The sequence below is a fragment of the Curtobacterium sp. 458 genome, assembly GCF_030406605.1.
GTDB lineage: Bacteria > Actinomycetota > Actinomycetes > Actinomycetales > Microbacteriaceae > Curtobacterium.
The window spans coordinates 1,886,208-1,906,319 of sequence record NZ_CP129104.1; the positions used below are offsets into that span (position 1 = coordinate 1,886,208).

General features: G+C 70.1%; 20 protein-coding genes. 11 read left to right on the forward strand and 9 right to left on the reverse strand.

From position 1 onward, the window contains the following. Positions 1 to 93 precede the first annotated feature (93 nt). Positions 94 to 1,197, forward strand: a complete 1,104-nt coding sequence (locus tag QPJ90_RS09390; RefSeq protein ID WP_290130982.1) for an acyl-CoA desaturase — start codon at positions 94 to 96, stop codon at positions 1,195 to 1,197. A gap of 177 nt (positions 1,198 to 1,374) precedes the next feature. Here the strand turns inward: QPJ90_RS09390 and QPJ90_RS09395 are convergent, their stop codons facing one another. Both QPJ90_RS09395 and QPJ90_RS09400 read right to left on the reverse strand, forming a co-directional pair. Then, positions 1,375 to 1,842 carry a hypothetical protein gene (locus tag QPJ90_RS09395; protein ID WP_290130983.1) on the reverse strand — a complete coding sequence of 156 codons (468 nt, stop codon included), beginning with the start codon at positions 1,840 to 1,842 and terminating at the stop codon, positions 1,375 to 1,377. A gap of 143 nt (positions 1,843 to 1,985) precedes the next feature. Then, positions 1,986 to 3,020: a LacI family DNA-binding transcriptional regulator gene (locus QPJ90_RS09400; RefSeq protein ID WP_290130984.1), complete on the reverse strand. Its 1,035-nt coding sequence runs from the start codon at positions 3,018 to 3,020 to the stop codon at positions 1,986 to 1,988. 148 nt (positions 3,021 to 3,168) lie between these two features. Here QPJ90_RS09400 and QPJ90_RS09405 point away from each other — a divergent pair, with 148 nt between their 5' ends. The 5 genes from QPJ90_RS09405 to QPJ90_RS09425 all read left to right on the forward strand — a co-directional run bounded on the left by QPJ90_RS09405 (position 3,169) and on the right by QPJ90_RS09425 (position 8,593). Then, complete coding sequence (locus QPJ90_RS09405; RefSeq protein ID WP_290130985.1) at positions 3,169 to 4,104, forward strand: sugar ABC transporter permease; 936 nt, start codon at positions 3,169 to 3,171, stop codon at positions 4,102 to 4,104. Positions 4,105 to 4,256: 152 nt separating this feature from the next. Beyond that, the gene (locus tag QPJ90_RS09410) at positions 4,257 to 5,066 is read left to right on the forward strand and encodes a carbohydrate ABC transporter permease (RefSeq protein WP_290134199.1); all 810 of its coding nucleotides are present in this window, start codon (positions 4,257 to 4,259) and stop codon (positions 5,064 to 5,066) included. A 98-nt stretch (positions 5,067 to 5,164) separates the two neighbouring features. Beyond that, complete coding sequence (locus QPJ90_RS09415) at positions 5,165 to 6,502, forward strand: sugar ABC transporter substrate-binding protein (RefSeq protein WP_290130986.1); 1,338 nt, start codon at positions 5,165 to 5,167, stop codon at positions 6,500 to 6,502. 77 nt (positions 6,503 to 6,579) lie between these two features. Continuing rightward, on the forward strand, positions 6,580 to 8,391 hold the full coding sequence (locus QPJ90_RS09420; protein WP_290130987.1) for a beta-galactosidase family protein: 1,812 nt from the start codon (positions 6,580 to 6,582) through the stop codon (positions 8,389 to 8,391). Positions 8,392 to 8,416: 25 nt separating this feature from the next. Further along, positions 8,417 to 8,593, forward strand: coding sequence for a hypothetical protein (locus tag QPJ90_RS09425; protein WP_290130988.1), 177 nt, complete (start codon positions 8,417 to 8,419; stop codon positions 8,591 to 8,593). Positions 8,594 to 8,608: 15 nt separating this feature from the next. On the opposite strand, the gene QPJ90_RS09430 is transcribed toward QPJ90_RS09425, so the two are convergent. Beyond that, positions 8,609 to 9,010 (reverse strand): hypothetical protein, encoded by a 402-nt coding sequence (locus QPJ90_RS09430; RefSeq protein ID WP_290130989.1) that lies wholly within the window; start codon positions 9,008 to 9,010, stop codon positions 8,609 to 8,611. 35 nt (positions 9,011 to 9,045) lie between these two features. After that, complete coding sequence (locus QPJ90_RS09435; RefSeq protein ID WP_290130990.1) at positions 9,046 to 9,366, reverse strand: biopolymer transporter Tol; 321 nt, start codon at positions 9,364 to 9,366, stop codon at positions 9,046 to 9,048. Positions 9,367 to 9,411: 45 nt separating this feature from the next. Here QPJ90_RS09435 and QPJ90_RS09440 point away from each other — a divergent pair, with 45 nt between their 5' ends. Beyond that, complete coding sequence (locus tag QPJ90_RS09440) at positions 9,412 to 10,485, forward strand: spore photoproduct lyase family protein (RefSeq protein ID WP_290130991.1); 1,074 nt, start codon at positions 9,412 to 9,414, stop codon at positions 10,483 to 10,485. 79 nt (positions 10,486 to 10,564) lie between these two features. On the opposite strand, the gene QPJ90_RS09445 is transcribed toward QPJ90_RS09440, so the two are convergent. Continuing rightward, the gene (locus tag QPJ90_RS09445; protein WP_290130992.1) at positions 10,565 to 10,741 is read right to left on the reverse strand and encodes a CsbD family protein; all 177 of its coding nucleotides are present in this window, start codon (positions 10,739 to 10,741) and stop codon (positions 10,565 to 10,567) included. Positions 10,742 to 10,960: 219 nt separating this feature from the next. Here QPJ90_RS09445 and QPJ90_RS09450 point away from each other — a divergent pair, with 219 nt between their 5' ends. Genes QPJ90_RS09450 through QPJ90_RS09460 form a run of 3 tightly spaced genes read left to right on the forward strand, consistent with a single transcriptional unit; the run spans position 10,961 to position 14,039 of the window. Next, the gene (locus tag QPJ90_RS09450) at positions 10,961 to 12,265 is read left to right on the forward strand and encodes a sugar ABC transporter substrate-binding protein (protein ID WP_290130993.1); all 1,305 of its coding nucleotides are present in this window, start codon (positions 10,961 to 10,963) and stop codon (positions 12,263 to 12,265) included. Continuing rightward, positions 12,262 to 13,218 (forward strand): sugar ABC transporter permease, encoded by a 957-nt coding sequence (locus tag QPJ90_RS09455; protein ID WP_290130994.1) that lies wholly within the window; start codon positions 12,262 to 12,264, stop codon positions 13,216 to 13,218. The genes QPJ90_RS09450 and QPJ90_RS09455 overlap by 4 nt, the downstream gene beginning before the upstream one ends. Beyond that, positions 13,215 to 14,039, forward strand: coding sequence for a carbohydrate ABC transporter permease (locus QPJ90_RS09460; RefSeq protein WP_290130995.1), 825 nt, complete (start codon positions 13,215 to 13,217; stop codon positions 14,037 to 14,039). Before QPJ90_RS09455 ends, QPJ90_RS09460 begins: the two co-directional genes overlap by 4 nt. A 171-nt stretch (positions 14,040 to 14,210) precedes the next feature. Here the strand turns inward: QPJ90_RS09460 and QPJ90_RS09465 are convergent, their stop codons facing one another. Further along, positions 14,211 to 15,320, reverse strand: a complete 1,110-nt coding sequence (locus tag QPJ90_RS09465; RefSeq protein WP_290130996.1) for an SDR family oxidoreductase — start codon at positions 15,318 to 15,320, stop codon at positions 14,211 to 14,213. Positions 15,321 to 15,355: 35 nt separating this feature from the next. Continuing rightward, complete coding sequence (locus QPJ90_RS09470) at positions 15,356 to 15,754, reverse strand: DUF3253 domain-containing protein (RefSeq protein ID WP_290130997.1); 399 nt, start codon at positions 15,752 to 15,754, stop codon at positions 15,356 to 15,358. Positions 15,755 to 15,847: 93 nt separating this feature from the next. Between QPJ90_RS09470 and QPJ90_RS09475 the strand changes: the two genes are divergently transcribed. Further along, entirely contained in the window at positions 15,848 to 17,185 is a 1,338-nt protein-coding gene (locus QPJ90_RS09475) for an alpha-amylase family glycosyl hydrolase (protein WP_290130998.1), read from the forward strand. Between the two features lie 135 nt (positions 17,186 to 17,320). On the opposite strand, the gene mmsB is transcribed toward QPJ90_RS09475, so the two are convergent. Continuing rightward, positions 17,321 to 18,502 (reverse strand): multiple monosaccharide ABC transporter permease, encoded by a 1,182-nt coding sequence (mmsB, locus tag QPJ90_RS09480; RefSeq protein ID WP_290130999.1) that lies wholly within the window; start codon positions 18,500 to 18,502, stop codon positions 17,321 to 17,323. Continuing rightward, a complete protein-coding gene (mmsA, locus tag QPJ90_RS09485; RefSeq protein WP_290131000.1) occupies positions 18,489 to 20,042 on the reverse strand; it encodes a multiple monosaccharide ABC transporter ATP-binding protein in 1,554 nt (517 codons plus the stop codon). The genes mmsB and mmsA overlap by 14 nt, the downstream gene beginning before the upstream one ends. Positions 20,043 to 20,112 lie beyond the last annotated feature (70 nt).

The following is a 20,112-nucleotide window of genomic DNA, read 5'->3' on the forward strand; positions in this document are numbered from 1 at the left end:
CGGACGTACGGGGAGAGGCCCTACGGTTGCCGGAACCGCGCACGCGGGAACCCATTGTTCGGCCGAAGGGCTGTCCCTGACGGAAGCAGCCCCATGGCCACTTCGTCCACCCTGTACCGCCCGACCTCGCCGCGACCGGCGGGGGCACGCTCCGGGACCTCCACCTACAAGGACCTGCTCCAGCAGGTGAAGGACGCCGGGTTGCTGCAGCGCCGCACCGGCTTCTACTGGACGGTGTTCGCCGTCCTCGTCGCCGTCGGTGCCGTCGCCTTCGTCGTGACCGCGTTCGTCGGGCACAGCTGGTTCGCGCTCATCCCGGCCGGGGTCCTCGGCGTGGTGTTCACGCAGTTCGCGTTCCTGTCGCACGAAGCCGCGCACCGGCAGATCTTCGCGTCGAACCGGTGGAACGACCACGCCGGACGGTTCGTCGGGGTGTTCCTCGTCGGTATGTCCTACTCGTGGTGGATGAACAAGCACACGCGACACCACGGCAACCCGAACACCATCGGGAAGGACCCGGACATCGCGCAGGACACGGTGTCGTTCATCGAGGAGGACGCCGCGCAGCGCACCGGGCTCCTGCGGCTGCTGACGCGCGTGCAGGGCTGGGCGTTCTTCCCGCTGCTCACCATGGAGGGGCTCAACCTGCACTGGCTGTCCATCCGCGCGGTGGTCACGGGCGAGCACGTCAAGGGGACCTCGCGCGGCCGAGCGGTCGAGGGCGTCCTCCTCCTCGCCCGGTTCGGGCTGTACTTCTGGGCCGTGTTCGCGTTCCTGCCGATCGGCATCGGCTTCGCGTTCATCGGCGTGCAGGTCGCGGTGTTCGGCGTCATGATGGGCGCCTCGTTCGCGCCGAACCACAAGGGCATGCCGGTCATCGCCGAGAACGCGCGCATCGACTTCTTCTCACGCCAGGTGCGGACCTCCCGGAACATCGTCGGCGGACGGTGGGTGGACCACCTGCTCGGCGGCCTCAACCACCAGGCCGAGCACCACCTCTTCCCGAGCATGGCGCGGCCGAACCTGCGGCGGGCGAAGCCGCTCGTGCAGGCGCACTGCCGCTCGCTCGGGATCCCCTACACGGAGACGACACTGCTGCGGTCGTACGGCATCGTCGTGGCGTACCTCAACCGGGTCGGGCTCGCGGCGCGGGACCCGTTCGCCTGCCCGATGGTGACGTCGCTGCGGCTGCACTGAGGCGCTGCGGCGGGCCGCGGGGTACTGCGGCGGGGCGCCTGCGCTTCGCCGCTCCGAACCACGAATGCGACGTCGAACCGGTCTCGATGCCTGGTTCGATGTCGCATCCGTGGTTCCATGGGCAGACCCGCGGTTGCGCGGAGCCGACGAGCGTCGGCGGGCGGGTGGCCGTGCTTGTCAGCCCTGGCCCTCGTCGACCAGTCGCCAGCCGTCGGTGGTCCGCGCCCAGCACCAGCTCCACTGCATCGTGCCCGGGTCCGCTCCGGTCATCCAGCGCTGGGTGATGACCGACGGCACGCACACCTCGGCCTGGGCGGCCTGCTTCGCGGAGACCACGTAGGGCTTCCCGACGTCGCGGTAGGCCAGCAGTTCGGACTCCCCGTCCGACCACGCAGTCGGCGCCTTCGGGCACCAGTCGGTCGTGCCGCTCGCCTCGAGGAGGTCGAGCAGGGCGCAGTCGTGGGCCTTCGCCGCGCGGAGGTACGCGAGCGTGTCCTCGCGCGGGGTCGCGCTGCGTGGCGGTGCCTCGGCGAGAGCCCGGGCGTGCGCGGCGGCGTCGAGCGCTTCCGAGTGGACGGTGACGACCGAGGCGGTGACGGCGACCGCCGCGACGGTTCCGAGCAGGACCTTCCAGCGGGTGCGCACGCGACGATGCTCCCAGACGCCGGTCGTGCGGCGCTGCCCCCAGAACCGGTCGGGGTCGTCGTGCTCTCGTACCTCGCACCGCGTGGGAAACCTCGCACCGAGCGACTCGTTCCGGGCGCGCGCGTGCGGCCGCGGCCCAGGGGTCAGCCGGCGGGCGGGACGGCCGTGCTCGCCCGGACCACGAGCCGCGTCGGGACGAGGTCGGCGACGGTCGACGCCGGCTCGGGAGCGCCCTCGATCTGCCCGAGGAGGTTCCGGACCGCCCGTCGGCCGACCTCGTCGAACGACTGGTGCACGGTGGTGAGCGGCGGCCAGAACGAGTCGGCCTCGGGCGAGTCGTCGAAGCCGACGACGCTGAGCGAACCGGGGACGTCCCGGCCGGACTCGTGCGCGGCGCGGAGCACCCCCAGCGCGGTCTGGTCGTTCGCGGCGAACACGGCGGTGATGTCCGGTCGTGCGGCGATCGTGAGCCCTGCCTCGTACCCGTGCGACGTGGTCCAGCCGCCGTGGAACACCGGGGGCACCACCCGACCCGCACGTTCGAGGGTGTCCTGCCACGCGGCGAGACGGCGTGCGGCGGAGTACGACGACACCGGTCCGGCGACGTGCCAGACGGTGTCGTGCCCGAGGTCGAGGAGGTGCTGCGTCGCCAACCGTGCGCCCTCGGCCTGGTCGGTGTCGATCGACGGGTGCTGGGTCGTGCCCGTGGAGTCCACGACGACCATCGGGACGCCGTCCGGCAGCGCCACCTCGGCGGTGTCGATGATGTGCGACTCGATGATGATCACCACGCCGTCGACAGCCTGCTCGTGCAACCGCGAGAACGCCGAGCGCACGCCCTCCTCGGTCCGGGATGCCATCGGCAGCAGGGTGATCGTGAAGTCCGCGGCCCCGGCGGCGTCGGCGATCGCCTCGAGCGTGCGCATGTTGCCGAACGACGCGAGCGTGAACATGATCACGCCGATCGTGCGGAAGCGTCCCGAGCGGAGCGCGCGGGCGGCGCGGTTCGGCCGGTAGCCGAGCTCGTCCATCGCCCGCTGCACGCGGTCGCGGGTGTCCGGGGAGACGTTGTCGAAGCCACGGGCGACGCGCGACACGGTCTGCATCGACACGCCGGCGGCCTCGGCGACCGCGGCCATCGACGGTGCACGGCGCACGCCGCTGAGTTCCGTGGTCACGCGGCCTCCCTCGGCGCTCGTCATCGGATCGTGATCGAGCCCGACTCCGGAGACGCTAGCGCATGTTGACGTTGCCATGCTATCGTCGCGGCGTTCGATGTTGACGTCAACATCGACGCACCCGAACGCAGCACGACAAGGGAGTCACATGACCACGCTCGAAGCGCGTGCGCCAGGAGCAGCAGCTCCGGCCACGCCGCCGCGGCGCCGCACCTCGCAGCGCGGCCGCTGGACCGGCTGGATGTTCGTCGGGCCGTTCGTCGTCGTCCTCGTCGCGATGCTCGTCGTCCCGATCGGGTACGCACTCTGGCTCAGCCTCTTCCGCGACCAGCTCATCGGCGGCAACCAGTTCGTCTGGTTCGCCAACTACGTCCAGCTGTTCCAGGACGCCAAGTTCTGGCAGGGCTTCGGCCGCGTCGCACTGTTCCTCGTCGTGCAGGTGCCGATCATGCTCGTGGTCGCGCTCGTCGCCGCCCTCGCGCTCGACAGCGCCCGCCTCTGGGCCTCGTCGTTCTTCCGCATCGCGATCTTCCTGCCGTACGCGGTGCCCGGCGTCGTCGCGGCGCTCATCTGGGGCTTCATCTACGGCAACCAGTTCGGCCTGACCGGCTCGATCAACTCCGCGCTCGGCATCGACCTCCTGCAGCCGTTCAGTCCCGACTGGGTCCTCGCGTCGATCGGCAACATCGTCACGTGGGAGTTCGTCGGTTACAACATGCTGATCTTCTACGCCGCCCTCCGCGTCGTCCCCACCGAGCTCTACGAGGCCGCCGAGATCGACGGTGCCGGTCCGCTGCGCACCGTCTGGTCGATCAAGATCCCGGCGCTCCGCGGCTCGATCGTGATCGCCACCATCTTCTCGATCATCGGCAGCTTCCAGCTCTTCAACGAGCCGAACCTCCTGAAGACCCTCGCCCCGAACGTCATCGGCAGCGCCTTCACCCCGAACATGTACGCCTACTCGCTGTCCTTCAGTGGCCAGCAGTTCAACTACTCCGCCACCGTCGCGATCGTCATGGGTGTCATCACCGCCGTGATCGCCTACATCGTCCAGGTGCGCGGGACCCGAGCGGAGAACCGATGAGCGCCCTCGACACCCGCACCACGGCACCGACCGTGACGGAGGCGGTGACCACCCGCGGTCGCAGCGGGGCGGGCCGCAGCCGCGCCTCCAGGCCGACGGGCCCGAAGGGCCGAGGACCCCGCGCACGCAAGTCACCCCTGCTGCTCGTGGTGATGATCGTCATCACCGTCTACTCGCTGCTGCCGCTCTTCTACCTCGTCGTCAACGCGACGAAGTCGCAGGACGACCTGCTCAGCACCTTCGGACTCTGGTTCGGCGGCGGCTTCTCGCTGTTCCAGAACATCGGCGAGACGCTGACGTACGACGGCGGGATCTACCTCCGCTGGCTCGCGAACACCGTCCTCTACGTCGTCGTCGGCGCGGGTGGAGCGACCCTGCTCGCCACGATCGCGGGGTACGGCATGGCGAAGTTCCGGTTCCCCGGTCGGCGCGCGGTCTTCGCGGTCGTGCTCGGCGCGATCGCCATCCCCGGCACCGCGCTCGCCGTCCCGACCTTCCTGCTGTTCTCGTCCGTCGGCCTGACGAACACCCCGTGGGCGATCATCCTGCCCTCGCTCATCAGCCCCTTCGGCATGTACCTCATCTGGACGTACGCGATCGACGCGGTCCCGACGGAGGTCATCGAAGCGGCCCGCATGGACGGCGCGGGGGAGTTCCGGATCTTCTTCACGATCGCGCTGCGGCTCCTCGCGCCCGGCGTCGTGACGGTCCTGCTCTTCGCGGTCGTCGCGACCTGGAACAACTACTTCCTGCCCCTGATCATGCTGAGCGACCCGAACCTCTACCCGCTCACGGTCGGCCTCAACCAGTGGAGCGCGCAGGCGCAGGGCGTCTCCGCGCACCCGATCTACAACCTCGTCATCACCGGATCGCTCCTCACGATCGTCCCGATCGTCGTCGCGTTCCTCTTCCTCCAGCGTTCCTGGCAGTCCGGCCTCGCGGCCGGCTCCGTCAAGGCGTGACCGGTCGGACGGGAGGCGCTGGGCGACCCCGCCACGCGCCTCCCGGCCCGGCACACAGCAGCACCACCCCTCTCCACGAAGAAGTGAAAGGCACACCCATGCACAAGCGTCTCCGGCGCGGGCTCAGCGCCCTCGCGATCGGCGTCACCGCAGCCATCGCCATGACGGCCTGCGCCTCCGGCGGCTCCGGCTCCGGCGGGTCGTCCGACGACATCACCAAGGCCCTCGAGAAGGGCGGCACGCTCACCTACTGGTCGTGGACCCCCTCCGCCGAGGCCCAGGTCGCCGCGTTCGAGAAGGCCTACCCCAAGGTGAAGGTCAAGCTCGTCAACGCCGGCACCGGCAACGACCAGTACACGAAGCTGCAGAACACTATCAAGGCCGGCTCGGGCGCCCCCGACGTCGCGCAGATCGAGTACTTCGCCCTGCCGCAGTTCGCCCTGAGCGACTCGCTCGTCGATCTCAAGTCGTACGGGTTCGACAAGCTCGCCGACAAGTACGGCGCGGGCACCTGGCAGTCGGTCGACCTCGACGGCAAGGTCTACGGCCTGCCGCAGGACTCCGGCCCCATGGCGATGTTCTACAACGAGAAGACCTTCAAGGAAGCCGGCATCACCACCCCGCCGAAGACGTGGGACGAGTACGTCGCCGACGCCGAGAAGATCCACAAGTCGAACCCGGACGCCTACATCGCGGCCGACTCCGGCGACGCGGGCTTCACCACCTCGATGATCTGGCAGGCCGGCGGCCGTCCGTTCGAGGTCAAGGGCACCGACGTCACCGTCAACCTGCAGGACGAGGGCACCAAGAAGTGGACCTCGACCTGGAACCAGCTCGTCGAGAAGGGCCTGCTCTCGCAGACCCCCGGCTGGACCGACGACTGGTACAAGCAGCTCGGCAACGGTGAGATCGCCACGATGGTCACCGGCGCCTGGATGCCCGGCGTCCTCGAGTCGAGCGTGAAGGACGGCAGCGGCAACTGGCGCGTCGCCCCGATCCCGACCTACGACGGCTCCTCCGACGTGACCGCCAACAACGGTGGTTCCGCCGAGGTCGTCATGAAGCAGTCGAAGAACCCGGCCCTCGCCGCCGGCTTCCTCAAGTGGCTGAACTCCTCGCAGGACTCGATCGACGTGTTCCTCAAGTCTGGTGGCTTCCCGTCGACCAAGGCACAGCTCACCTCGTCGTCCTTCACCGCCGAGAAGCCGGAGTACTTCGGCGGCGAGGCGATCAACGAGACCCTCTCGAAGGCGTCGTCCAGCGTGGCCGAGGGATGGCAGTACCTGCCGTTCCAGGTCTACGCGAACAGCGTCTACGCGGACACCGTCGGCCAGGCCTACCAGAACAAGACCGACCTGAACGCTGGTCTCGAGGCCTGGCAGAAGGCCATCGTGAAGTACGGCAACGAGCAGGGCTTCAAGGTCACCTCGAAGTAACCACCGCACTCGTTCGAACCGGAGCGGGGCCGCGCGGACACCGTCCGCGCGGCCCCGACCACTGAAAGGCCCCTCCCATGCGCTTCGCCATCGGCGACACCGACTTCCTGCTCGACGGCGAGCCGCACCGCGTCCTGTCCGGCGCGATCCACTACTTCCGCGTCCACCCCGACCTCTGGCAGGACCGGATCCGCAAGGCCAAGCTCATGGGCCTGAACACCATCGAGACCTACGTCGCCTGGAACGCCCACGCGCCCCGGCCCGGGGTCTTCGACCTGACGGGCGGCCTCGACCTCGGGCGCTTCCTCGATCTCGTCGCCGCCGAGGGCATGCACGCCATCGTCCGGCCCGGCCCCTACATCTGTGCCGAGTGGACGAACGGCGGCCTGCCGTACTGGCTCTTCTCAGACGGCACGGTCGGTGGCCGGCGGAACGAGCCGGGCTTCCTCGCGGCGGTCCAGACCTACCTCGAGCAGCTCGCCCCGGTACTCGTGCCGCGGCAGATCGACAACGGCGGCCCGATCGTGCTCGTGCAGGTCGAGAACGAGTACGGCGCGTACGGCTCCGACTCGTCGTACCTGCGGGCGCTCGAGCAGATGCACCGCGACATCGGCCTGACCGTGCCGTTCACGAGCGTCGACCAGCCGATGGGCACCATGCTGGAGGACGGCTCGCTCCCGTCGCTCCACAAGACCGGCTCGTTCGGATCCCGCGCCGCCGCCCGCATCGAGCGTCTCCGTGAGGTGCAGCCCACCGGGCCCCTCATGTGCTCGGAGTTCTGGGACGGCTGGTTCGACAGCTGGGGCGAGCACCACCACACGACACCGGCGTCGGACAGCGCGGCGGAGCTCGACGTGCTGCTGGCCGCGGGAGGCTCCGTGAACATCTACATGTTCCACGGCGGCACGAACTTCGGGTTCACCAACGGCGCGAACGACAAGGGCGTGTACCGGCCGATCGCGACGTCGTACGACTACGACGCCCCGCTCGACGAGGCCGGACGCCCGACGGCGAAGTTCCACGCCTTCCGTGCGGTGATCGAGCGCTACGCGTCCGTGCCGCCGCTGCCCGAGTCGATGCAGCCGGGTGGGTCGGGTCGCCTCGCCTCCGGCCTGGAGGCACGGGTCGCCCCCGCCACGGACGTCGCCGTCCGTCTCGACCAGGTCGCACCCCTGGCGACGCTGCTGCCGTCGCTCACCACGTGGACCGCGCACGACGCACCGCCCACGTTCGACGCGCTCGGCGCCGCCTCCGGATTCGTGCTGTACCGCACCGAGGTCGCGCTGCCGTCCGGCGGTGTGCTCACCGTCGGGACCGAGGTCCGCGACCGGGCGCTCGTCTCCGCCGACGGGGTCGTCGTCGGCGTCCTCGAACGTGAGCACCACGATCGCGCGATCACGCTCCCGCCCGTCACCGGCACCCTGGAGCTCCTCGTCGAGGACCAGGGACGCGTGGACTACGGTCCCCGCATCGGCGAGCCGAAGGGCCTCGTCGGGGACGTCCGCGTCGACGGCGAGCTGCTGTCCCGGTGGACGGCGTCGCCGCTCGCCCTCGACCCGATCGCGCCGGCCGCCCTGGCCCTGCTCGCCGGTGCTTCCCCGGAGCCGGGCGACGTGCTCGCCGGACCGGTGTTCGCGTCCGGGTCGTTCGAGCTCGCGTCCGTCGACGACCGGTACCTGTGCCTCGACGGCTTCCGCAAGGGCGTGGCCTGGGTGAACGGGTTCTGCCTCGGGCGGTACTGGTCGCGCGGGCCGCAGAAGACCCTCGCCGTGCCGGGTCCGGTGCTCCGCGAGGGCCGCAACGAGGTCGTCGTGTTCGAGGTCCACGCCGCGGCGACCCGCACGGTGTGCCTGCTCACCGAGCCGGACCTCGGCCACACCGAGGGCTGATCGCTCGGCTACCCTGGCCGCACTGGTGCTCGGTCAGAGGGGGAACGCGATGTGGGATGTGGTGAAGGCCGCCGGCCGGGTGGTCGTGACGGTGCTGCAGGTGCTCGCCCGCGCGCTCGACGGTCTCGGGTCGCACGGCGCGGTCGGCCCCGGCGCGGCGCCGACCCCGCCGCCCGCGAAGCGCGACGAGTACCGGCCCTAGCCGCTCGTCGCCGGGTCAGACGGCGCGAGCGCCCGCCCACTCGCGGACCGCGAGCAGACCCTCCCGCCGCCACCGCCACAACGGCGCGAACTTCGTCCCGCCGTCCTCCCATGCCTGGGCGAGCAGGGGCATGTGCCGTCGGCGTCCGACCCCCCGCCCGTCTCGCCACTCGACCGTCGCGTCGTCGAGCACGACGGCGATCGAACGACGGGGTGCTGTCCAGCTGACGAACCACCCCTGGTAGCGCAGGTGATCGTCGGTGAGCTGGACGCGCACACTGGGCGCTCGCACGGCAGCCCACGCGCCGGGCAGGGCACAGATCGCACCGGTCGCTACGATCAGGGTCTCGCCGTCCAGCGTGCCTGCGATGAGCATGGCGGCGCCGAGCCCCACGAGGAGCCAGAGCACGGTCGTCATCAAGATGACCTCCCAGCGCGGTGGCCGGACGACCGTCACGAACGGTCCCCGTCGAGGGCGTCGAGGGCGTCGAGTTCGTCGAGCGCACGGCGGGCGTCGGCGGCCCGCTCGGACTCCGGCCGAGTCCACCACTCCGGTCCCCGCTCGCCCAGGCCGTGCTTCGCCAACCCGTTGCGGTGCCGTGCGGCCGCGAGGGCGTCCTCGTCCCCGGACCGCTTCGCCTGCTTGACCGCGTTCCGCCCGCGTCCGAGGTGCGACCGGAGGGCGGCGGCGACGTCCTCGGGGATGGCCGGGTCCGTCCGGCGCCACCGTCGACCGTCGACGACGAAGAAGTGGTCGTCGGGCTCGGCGGTCATGGTCCTGAGTCTGCACCGTCGGTGGTCGGCGGTAGACAGGTGGTGATGAGCGAAGCACGCACGCGTCCGATGCTCGACGTCCGACGCATCTACGCCGAGGACGCCGCGCTCGAGCTGCCCCGCGGGCAAGAGGTGCTCGGTCGCTGGCCCGACGCCGAGATCGTCCCCGTTGCGTCGCACTGGAACATCCCCGAGGTCCACGGCGACGAACGCAACGTTCAGCGGTGGGTGCGGATCAAGACCGAGGCGCTCGTTCTCGGTGTGAAGAAGTCGCTCATCACCCGGCCGAACGGGCGCTCCGCCGACTTCATCGCCCCCTCGACGGCGAACGGCTGCGCGATGGCGTGCGCCTACTGCTACGTGCCCCGGCGCAAGGGGTACTCGAACCCCGTCACGGTGTTCGCGAACATCGAGCAGATCACGAAGCACGTCGCCCGGAACATCGCGAAGCAGGGGCCGAAGACCGAGCCGAACCAGTGCGACCCCGACGCCTGGGTGTACGACATCGGCGAGAACTCCGACTGCTCGGTCGACGCGATGATCAGCGACAACGTGCGCGACCTCTGCGACCTGTTCCGGATGACCCCGACCGCGAAGGCGTCGTTCGCCACGAAGTACGTCAACCGCGAGCTGCTCGACTGGGACCCGATGGGTCGCACCCGCATCCGGTTCTCGCTCATGCCGCACGAGACCGCGAAGGTCACGGACATCCGCACGAGTCCGATCGCGGAACGCATCGCCGCGGTGAACGACTTCGTCGACGCCGGGTACGAGGTGCACCTGAACTTCTCGCCGGTCATCCTCACGCCGACGTGGGAGTCCGATTGGGCGGAGCTGCTGCGACAGGTCGACGACGTGCTCTCCCCGGCGTCGAAGGCGCAACTCGCGGCCGAGGTCATCTTCCTCACGCACAACGAGCCGCTGCACGAGGTCAACCTCGGCTGGCACCCCAAGGCGGAGGACCTGCTGTGGCGGCCGGACCTGCAGGAGCAGAAGGTCTCACAGAACGGCGCCGTCAACGTCCGGTACCGCTCGGGGATGAAGGGCCAGCTCGTCGAGCGGTTCCGGGAGCTCGTGGCCGAGCACCTGCCGAGCTGCCGCATCCGGTACGCGTTCTGACGGCGAGCGGCGAGCGGCGAGCGGCGAACAGCGAACGCCCGCACCGCCGAGCGGTACGGGCGTCAGCGCAACGGGCGGATCAGTTGCCCGTCAGCTTGTCCTTGGCCTTCTCGGTCTCGAGACGACCCTCGCCCATGACCTGGTCCTTCTGACCCTGGTGCTTGAGCTCGTCGTCGTCGGTGTGCTTGCCGACCGCTTCCTCGACCTTGCCGACGACCTTCTGGGTGACGTCCTTCGCCTTGTCTCCGAGCGACATGGTGTCTTCCTTCCTCCGGGAACCGCCGAGGGTCCCCGGCGCCTGTGCCACGAACACAACCAGCCGCGATCGTGTGGCTCGCGGCCGGGCCGCAGGTTCGTGTCCCCCGATTGGTTCGAACGGGGTACGGATCGCGCCGCACCGCACCGGCTCGGCCCCGAGGGAGCATGCTGGCGCAACAGATGTCGTCCCAGCCCCGGACCGATCATCGGAGAACAAGTGCACATCACACGCCGAACGCTCCTCGCGGGGCTCGGTGCCGTCACGCTGCCCGTGGCCCTGGCGGGGTGCGGCTTCGTCCCGCAGGACACCGGCGGGCAGGCCGACGCGGATACCCTGACGTTCACGACGTGGGGCACCGACGCGGAGCTGGCCGGCTTCCGCTCCGCCATCCGCGCGTTCCAGCGGACGTACCCGGGCCGGAAGGTCGCGCTCAACGCGGTGCCGTACGAGCAGATGTTCACGAACATCGACGCGCAGCTGCAGGCCGGGAACCCGCCCGACGTGTTCCGCGTGCCGTACTACTCGTTCGGCGCGTACGCGGGCCGTGGCCAACTGCTCGACCTCTCCCGGTCGCTGAACGCCGGCGTGGGTGACCGGTTCACGGCGACGGCGTGGGCGGCGGTGCAGTCCGACGGCCGTCCGTACGGCGTGCCCCACCACACCGACACCTCGGCGATGCTCGTGAACACCGACCTGATGCGGAAGGCCGGGGTGACCGACCTGCCGCGGTCCGTCGACGAGGCGTGGACGTGGGACGAGCTCGGCGACGTCGCCGGGAAGCTGCGCGACGCGCTGCCGGACGACGTCTACCCGTTCGCCTACAACTGGCAGGGGAACGGTGTGACGCGCTGGTTGAGCCTGCTGTTCCAGGCCGGGGGCGCGTTCCTCGACGCGGATCAGAAGACCCCGGTGATCGACAGCGCTGCCGGGCGGGAGGCCGTGTCCTTCGCCCAGCGGTTCTTCGAGGAGCGTTGGGTGCCGGCCAACGACTCGATCAAGTCCGCCACCTACGCGAGCGACACCTGGTACCGGAAGCGGGTCGCCATGGTGTGGTCGGGTGCGTTCCAGATCCCGGACGCCGCGCAGACCCTCGACTTCCCCTGGACCGCGACCTACGCGCCACGGCAGGAGCGCGGCGGCAGTGACTTCGGCGGCAACGCCCTCGTCGCGACCGCGCAGACGACCAAGCCGGACCTCGCGGCGTCGTTCCTCGACTTCATCACCCGGCGGCCGCAGATGCGGGACTTCTGCGAGCGGGCGTCGCTGCTCCCGACCCGGCGCGACCTCGTCGACGGCGGCCTGCGGTTCCGGGTGCGTCCGGAGCTCACCCGCACGTTCGTCGACCAGGCGTCGGTGATCCGGCCGGAGGACGTCGCACAGGTGGCGTCGCCCGACATGGCGTCGATCATCACGGTCCTGCAGAACGGCCTCGAGGACGCCTTCGTCGGCGGGGCCGGAGCGCGCGAGACGGTCGGGACCCTGCAGCGCGGCATCGCCGACGCGACCGGAGGACGAGCATGAGCGCGCAGACGAGCAGCTCGCCCGCAGGCGGCGCGCGAGCGACGAGCACTCGTGCCGACCGCACGCCCGGGCGCCGGTCGCTGAGCGCCCGTCGGGAGGAACGTGCTGCCTACGCCTTCGTCGCACCGAACATGGTGCTGCTGGCAGTGTTCGTGCTCGTGCCGCTCGTCGGGGCGTTCGTGATCAGCTTCCAGCGCACGAACGGTTTCGGCGCGGCCGAGTGGACCGGCCTCGCGAACTACCAGCGGCTGCTCGGCGACGGGCTGTTCTGGCGGGCGCTGCTCAACACGGTCCTCTTCACGGTGCTCGTGACGCCGATCTCGATGGGGCTCGGACTGCTCGCCGCACTGCTCCTCAACAGCGTGCTGCCTGCTCGGGGGTTCTTCCGGTCGGTGCTCATCACGCCGATGGCGGTGTCCGGGGTGGCGACGGCACTGATCGGGGTCCTGGTGTTCGACCAGAACTCCGGCGTGCTCGACGCCCTGCTCGGACTCGTCGGCATCACCCCGGTGCAGTGGCAGTCGGACCCGGCGGCGGCGTTCGCGTCCGTGGTCCTCGTGACGATCTGGTGGCGGGTCGGCTTCAACATGCTCATCTACCTCGCCGGGTTGCAGGGCATCGGCCCGGAGCTCCCGGAGGCGGCGATGCTCGACGGCGCCGGCTGGTCGCGACGGCTCCGCTCGATCACGGTGCCGCTCCTCGGCTCGTCGACGTTCTTCCTCACGGTGCTCAACGTCATCTACTCGTTCCAGGTGTTCGACATCGTCTTCGTCCTGACCGGTGGCGGACCGCGGAACGCCACGTCGGTGCTCGTGACCTACGCCTACGACACGGGCTTCGTCACCCGTGACCAGGGCTACGCAGCGGCGATCGGCATGGTGCTGCTCCTGCTCGCGGTGGTGTTCGCGATCGCGCAGTGGCGCGGCAGCAAGAACCGGGACCTCGCCGGATGACCGCCCGGGCCCGGACGCTGTTCGTCCTCCGCACCGTCGTCGCGGTGGTCGTCGCGCTGATCGTCATCGCACCCCTCTACTGGATGGTCGTCGTCGCGTTCTCCCCGCGTTCCGAACTGCTCGGCGGGACCGTCCGGTTCTTCCCGCGGACGCTCACCCTGGAGAACCTCGACCGCGTGTTCTCGTCGTTCCCGGTCGTCGAGTGGCTCGGCAACTCGACGGCGATCGCGGTGTCGGTCGCCGTGCTGACCACGGCGATCAGCCTGCTCGCCGGGTACGCGTTCGCACAACTGCGGTTCCGCGGGTCGACGGTGCTGTTCTTCGTCGCGCTCGCCACCCTCGCGGTGCCGGTGCAGGTCATCATGGTGTCGCTGTTCCGCATCGTCACCGGTCTGCACCTCTACGGCACGTACTGGGCGGTCATCCTGCCGAGTGCGGCCTCGGCGTTCGGGGTGTTCCTCGCCCGGCAGTTCCTGCTCGGGATCCCGAAGGAGCTCGTCGAGGCGGCTCGCATCGACGGTGCCGGGCACGCAGGCGTGTTCTTCCGGATCGTGCTGCCGATGTCGCGGCCGCTCATCGCGGTGCTGTTCTTCATGAGCCTGCAGCAGGCGTGGAACGACTTCGCGTGGCCGCTGATCGCCCTCCGGGAGAACCGTCTCTTCACGCTGCCGATCGGCCTGCTCTACCTGCAGGGGCAGTTCGGCTCGGACTACGGCGCGACCATGGCGTTCGCCCTGCTCGACGTGGTGCCGATCCTCGTCGTGTTCCTGGTGTTCCAACGGTGGTTCGTGCAGGGTTTCGCACGCAGCGGCCTGCGCTGACGCGCACGGGCCGGACGGGAGGCGCGGTGCGGGCCCGCTCCGTCCCTCCCGTCTCGGCCGTCACGACGCTCCGCAGGCTCCGCGTCGCGCCGGTACCGGCCGGGTGGGGCCCACCTCCCGTCCGGTCCGTGGTCGCGGCGCGACCCGACCTGCCGCACCCGACCGCGTCGGTCAGGGGACGAGGCGGTCGGCCCGGTAGCGGTCGAACAGCTCGGCGAACGCGCGCTCGGTCCTCCGGAACGCCGTGAACCCGGCCTCGCGGCTCTTGCCCATGTCGGTCACGACCTCCATCGCCCGACCGAGGTCGGCGTCGGTGTGCCACCACGACGCCAGCCGGCTGATGTCCGGTTCGGCGAGGCCGTGCCGCTCCGCGATCCCCGGCCACGCCTGCTCGTGGGGAGCCATCTGCTGCTCCAGGGGCCGCGCGGCACCCTCGAACCCGACGACGCGCGCCGGGTCGACCCCGAGGTGCGCGGCGAGCCGTGGCCACATCCAGCGCCACCGGAAGACGTCGCCGTTCACGACGTTGAACGCCTCGTCCGCGCCCTCGGGCGCGGTCGCGGCCCAGACCATGTGCTCGGCGAGGATGCCCGCGTCGGTCATGTCGGTGAGGCCGTTCCACTGCGCCTCGCTGCCGGGGAACACGAAGTCGAGGTCGAGCTCCTTCGCCAGCGTCGCCTGCACCGCGATGGTCAGGCCCATGTTCATGGCGTTGCCCACGGCGTGCCCGATGACGGTGTGCGACCGGTGCACGGACCACGTGAAGCCCTGGCGCTCGGCCGCGGCGAAGAGCTCGTCCTCCTGCGCGTAGTAGAAGTTCGGGGTGTCGAGGCGCGGCTCCTCCTCGTGGAAGGGCGTGTCCGGCATCTCGCCCGCGGCGTACGCCTCGAACGGGCCGAGGTAGTGCTTCAGCCCGGTCACGAGCGCGACGTGCTCGAGCGGCGCGTGCGCCAGCGCGGCGAGGAGGTCGCGCACCATGCCGCCGTTGACGCGGATGTTCTCGGCCTCGGTTTCCTGGCGCTGCCACGCGGTGAAGAAGACGTGTGTCGGATGCTCGTCGGCGAGTGCGGTCCGCAGCGACCCGGGGTCGCGGAGATCGGCGGGCACGCTGCGGACGCCGTCACGGGGGAGCGGTCGTCGGGACAGCGCCGTGACGTCCCAGCCGAGGTCGAGCAGGTGGTCCACCAGCGCGGACCCGGTGATGCCGCTGGCGCCCACGACGAGGGCTTCGCGTCGGTCGGTGGTGGTGGCCGTGTCGGTCGGAGTGGTGTCGAGTGTCATCCCCGGGTGCAACGCCCGCGGACGACAGGTGTTCCCTACCGCGGTCGTCGGATCCGGATCGGCCCCTTGGCGGTGGACGGGTCGACGACGCTGCCGTGCTGGGTGATCTCGACCTCGCCGCGGGCGACCATGCGACGAGCGGCCCGGCGGGCGGGTTCCATGAGGTCCCGCCAGTCGTCCGGGTCGAGGGCCCGTGCGGCGTCGGACGGGCAGATGCTCGACGACCGTGAGCGTGCGGCGAGCAGCTCGTCGATCCGCTGTTCGAGCGCCCGGTCGGTGGCGTCGACGCCGTGCTTCCGGCACGCCGCCGAGCAGTACTTCGCGTCCGGGGCTGCGGACGACGGCATCCGACGACCGCACGAGGCGCAGGTGCGTTCGGCGTGCTCGGCCTCGTTCGCCGCCGCGTCGGCACCGGTCCTGATCGCGCGTCCCATGTCCCCATCCTGTCCTCCTCGTCCGCCCCGGCGCTCAGCCCGGGGCTGTCCGGTCCGGCGCACAGCCCAGGCACGGCTGGCAGCATCGGGTCCGTGAACGCCGAACCCGATCCCGTCCGTCCGCCGGAACCCGCCTGGGTCCCGCACGTGATGTGGTGGCACGTCTACCCGCTCGGGTTCGTCGGAGCCGACGTCCGACCCGGGACCCCCGTCGAGGACCGACCCGTGGAGCACCGGCTCGACCGGATCACCCCGTGGCTCGACCACGTCGTCGACCTCGGGCTCAACGGCCTGTTGCTCGGCCCGGTCTTCGCGAGTTCGACGCACGGCTACGACACGGTCGACCACTTCCGGATCGACCCGCGCCTCGGTGACGACGAGGACTTCGACCGCCTCGTCCGGGCGGCACACGAGCGCGGTGTGCGGGTGCTGCTCGACGGGGTGTTCAACCACGTCGGCCGCGAGCACCCCGCGTTCCGCGCCGTCGAGCAGGACGGACCCGACGCCACCAGCGCCGACCTGTTCGCCGTGGACTGGTCGGGGTGGGCGCCCGGACAGCCGGTCCCGGTGCGCGACTTCGAGGGGCACGACATCCTCGTCGCGCTCGACCACGACGGCACCGCCGCCGAGGACCTCGTCGTCGCGGTCATGACGCACTGGCTCGAGCGTGGCATCGACGGCTGGCGGCTCGACGCCGCCTACGCCGTGCCCCCGGGGTTCTGGGCCCGGGTGCTGCCGCGGGTGCGCGAGCGGTTCCCGGACGCCTGGTTCAGCGGCGAGGTCATCCACGGCGACGCGGCGGCGATCGTCCGCGCGTCGACGATGGACTCGACCACCCAGTACGAGTTGTGGCAGGGGATCTGGCACGGCATCGCGGACCGGAACCTCTTCGAGCTGGCGCACGCGGTCGAGCGGCACGACGAACTGCTCGGAGCCCAGGTGCCGACCACGTTCGTCGGCAACCACGACGTCACCCGGATCGCGAGCGCCGTGGGGGAGCGGTTCGCCGGGCACGCGGGCGCGGTGCTGTTCACGCTCGCCGGGACACCGATCGTGTACGCGGGCGACGAGTACGGCTGGGCCGGGGTGAAGGAGGAGCGTGAGGGCGGTGACGACGCGGTGCGCCCCGCGTTCCCCGAGGTGCCCCCGGCGCCGACCGACCTGACGCACGCGTACGAGGCGCTCGTGGCGCTCCGACGACGGCACCCGTGGCTGCACCGGGCGCACACCGACGTCGTGCACCTGACGAACACCGCGATCGTGCTGCGGACCGCGACCGTGGACGCGGCCGTGGTGACCGCCCTGAACCTGGCGGACGACCCGGTCGAGCTGCCCACGGCGGGTGCGACGCGCGTCGAGGCGGGCGGCGGGGACCTGCGGGACGACACCCTGCGCCTCCCGGCCGGGGGTTGGGCCGTCCTGACGGCGTGACCGCGTTGCCGAAGCGACAGAACGCGGCTGTCACAACGCGAAAGCGACAGATCTCCGCGGTCGAACCGCGGAGATCTGTCGCTTTGCCGAACCGAACCGGCCGAACGGACGCGCTGGCGCGTGCCCGAGCCGCCCCTACTTGCGCGCGGCGGCCGCCCGACGCTTGTTGAAGACGTCGAACGCGACGGCGGCGAGCAGCACCAGGCCCTTGATGAGCGACTGGAACTCCGTGCCGACACCGAGGATCGACATGCCGTTGTTCAGGATGCCGATGATCAGACCGCCGACGATCGCGCCCGGCACCGTGCCGATGCCACCCGTGACGGCAGCGCCACCGATGAACACGGCCGCGATGGCGTCGAGCTCGAAGCCGTTGCCCGCACCCGGCGCCGCGAGGTTGAGCTGTCCGGTGAACACCACACCGGCCAGCGCCGCGATGACGCCCATGTTCACGAACAGCAGGAACGTGACGCGCTTCGTCTTCACGCCGGACAGCTGCGCGGCGAGGGCGTTCCCACCGATCGCGTAGACGTGGCGACCGAACACCGCGCTGCGCATGACGACCGAGTAGATCACCACGAGGGCGCCGAGGACGACGAGGACGATCGGCGTGCCGTTGTAGCTCGCGAGCAGCAGGGCGACGTAGATCACGAGCGCTGCGCCGAACGCCGTCTTCACGATGAACCACGCGAAGGGCTCGCTCTCGAGCTGGTACTTCCGACGCGTCGCACGGCCCCGGAAGGCGGCGATCACCATGATCGCGGCCGCGGCGAGCCCGAGGACCATCGTGAGCGGCTCGTACCCGGTGGTGCCGAACGACGGCAGGAACCCCGAGCCGAGCGACCGGAAGCCGGCCGGGAACGGCGAGATCTGCTGGTTCTGCAGGACGATCTGCGCCGCGCCGCGGAAGGCGAGCATGCCGGCGAGCGTCACGATGAACGCCGGGATCCCGAAGTAGGCGATCCAGAAGCCCTGCCAGGCACCGACGAGCGCGCCGATCACGAGGCAGAGGACCACCGCGACCGGCCACGGGAGACCCCACTGGGTGATCATCACACCGGCCATCGCGCCGCTGAACGCGACGACCGACCCGACGGACAGGTCGATGTGGCCGGCGATGATGACCATCACCATGCCGATCGCCAGGATCAGGATGTAGCTGTTCTGGACGATGATGTTCGACACGTTGATCGGTGCCAGGGTGATGCCGCTCGTCGCCACCTGGAAGAAGATCACGATGACGATCAGCGCGATGAAGAGGCCGATCTGTCGGAGCTGTCCGGTGAGGTAGCTCGCTGCGGACTTAAGCGCGTTCATTGACAGGGGTCTCCCGTTCCTGGGTCATGTACTGCATGAGGACCTCTGGGGTGGCCTCGGAGCGGGGCACGTCGGCGGTGATCGTGCCCTCGGAGAGTGTGTAGATGCGGTCGCAGATGCCGAGGAGCTCCGGGAGCTCGGAGGAGATCACGATGATCCCCTTGCCCTGGTCCGCCAGGCTGTTGATGAGCGTGTAGATCTCGTACTTCGCGCCGACGTCGATGCCGCGGGTCGGCTCGTCGAGGATGAGCACGTCGGGGTCGGCGTACATCCACTTCGACAGCACGACCTTCTGCTGGTTGCCGCCGGAGAGCTTGCCCGTGACGGCGTTCACCGACGGGGCCTTGATGTTCATGCTCTTCAGGAACTGCGACGCGACCGTGGTCTCCTGCGAGCTGTTCACGAAGCCCCAGTTGGCGAGCTTGCCGAGCGCCGACCCGGAGATGTTCCGCTTGATGTCGTCGATCAGGTTGAGGCCGTAGCGCTTCCGGTCCTCGGTCGCGTAGGCGATGCCGTTGTCGATCGCGCGGGTCACGGTGTTCGTCTTGATCGGGACGCCGCGCTTGTACACGGTCCCGCTGATGCCGGTGCCGTACGAGTGCCCGAACACGCTCATCGCGAGTTCGGTGCGGCCAGCGCCCATGAGTCCCGCGATGCCGACGACCTCGCCGGCCCGGACGTTGAGGTTCGCCTGGTGGATGATCTCGCGTGAGCCGTCGAGCGGGTGGTGGACGGTCCAGTCCTCGATGCGCAGGAGCTCCTCGCCGATGACGGGGTTCGCGCGCTCCGGGTACCGGCTGGACAGGTCGCGGCCGACCATGCCGCGGATGATGCGGTCCTCGGAGACGTCGTCCGCGTGCATGTCGAGCGTCTCGATGGTCTTGCCGTCGCGGATGATCGTGACCTTGTCCGCGATCGCCTTGATCTCGTTGAGCTTGTGGCTGATGATGATCGCCGTCATGCCCTCGGCCTGCAGGGACCGGATGAGGTCGAGCAGGTGGGCCGAGTCGTCGTCGTTGAGGGCCGCCGTGGGCTCGTCGAGGATGAGGAGCTTGACGTCCTTGGAGAGCGCCTTCGCGATCTCGACGAGCTGTTGCTTGCCGACGCCGATGTCCACGATCTTCGTGACGGGGTTGTCCTTGAGCCCCACGCGCTGCAGCAGCGACGCGGCCTCGAGGTTGGTCTTGTTCCAGTCGATGAGCCCGCCCTTGACGCGCTCGTTGCCGAGGAAGATGTTCTCGGCGATCGACAGGAACGGGCTGAGGGCGAGCTCCTGGTGGATGATGACCACGCCCGCGGCCTCGGAGTCGTTGATGGAGCCGAACCGCACCGGCTGACCGTCGAGCAGGATCTCGCCGTCGAAGCTGCCGTGCGGGTAGACCCCCGACAGCACCTTCATGAGGGTCGACTTGCCCGCGCCGTTCTCGCCGCAGATCGCGTGGACCTGGCCGCGCTCGACCTCGATCGAGACGCCCTGCAGGGCCTTCACGCCGGGGAAGGTCTTGGTGATGTCCCGCATCTCGAGGATGGTGTCCGCCATGCGGACCGCCTTTCCGTCGTGCGCGCGTGGGCGCGCGAGTGGAGACGGACGGGAGGCGCGGGGCGGTGTC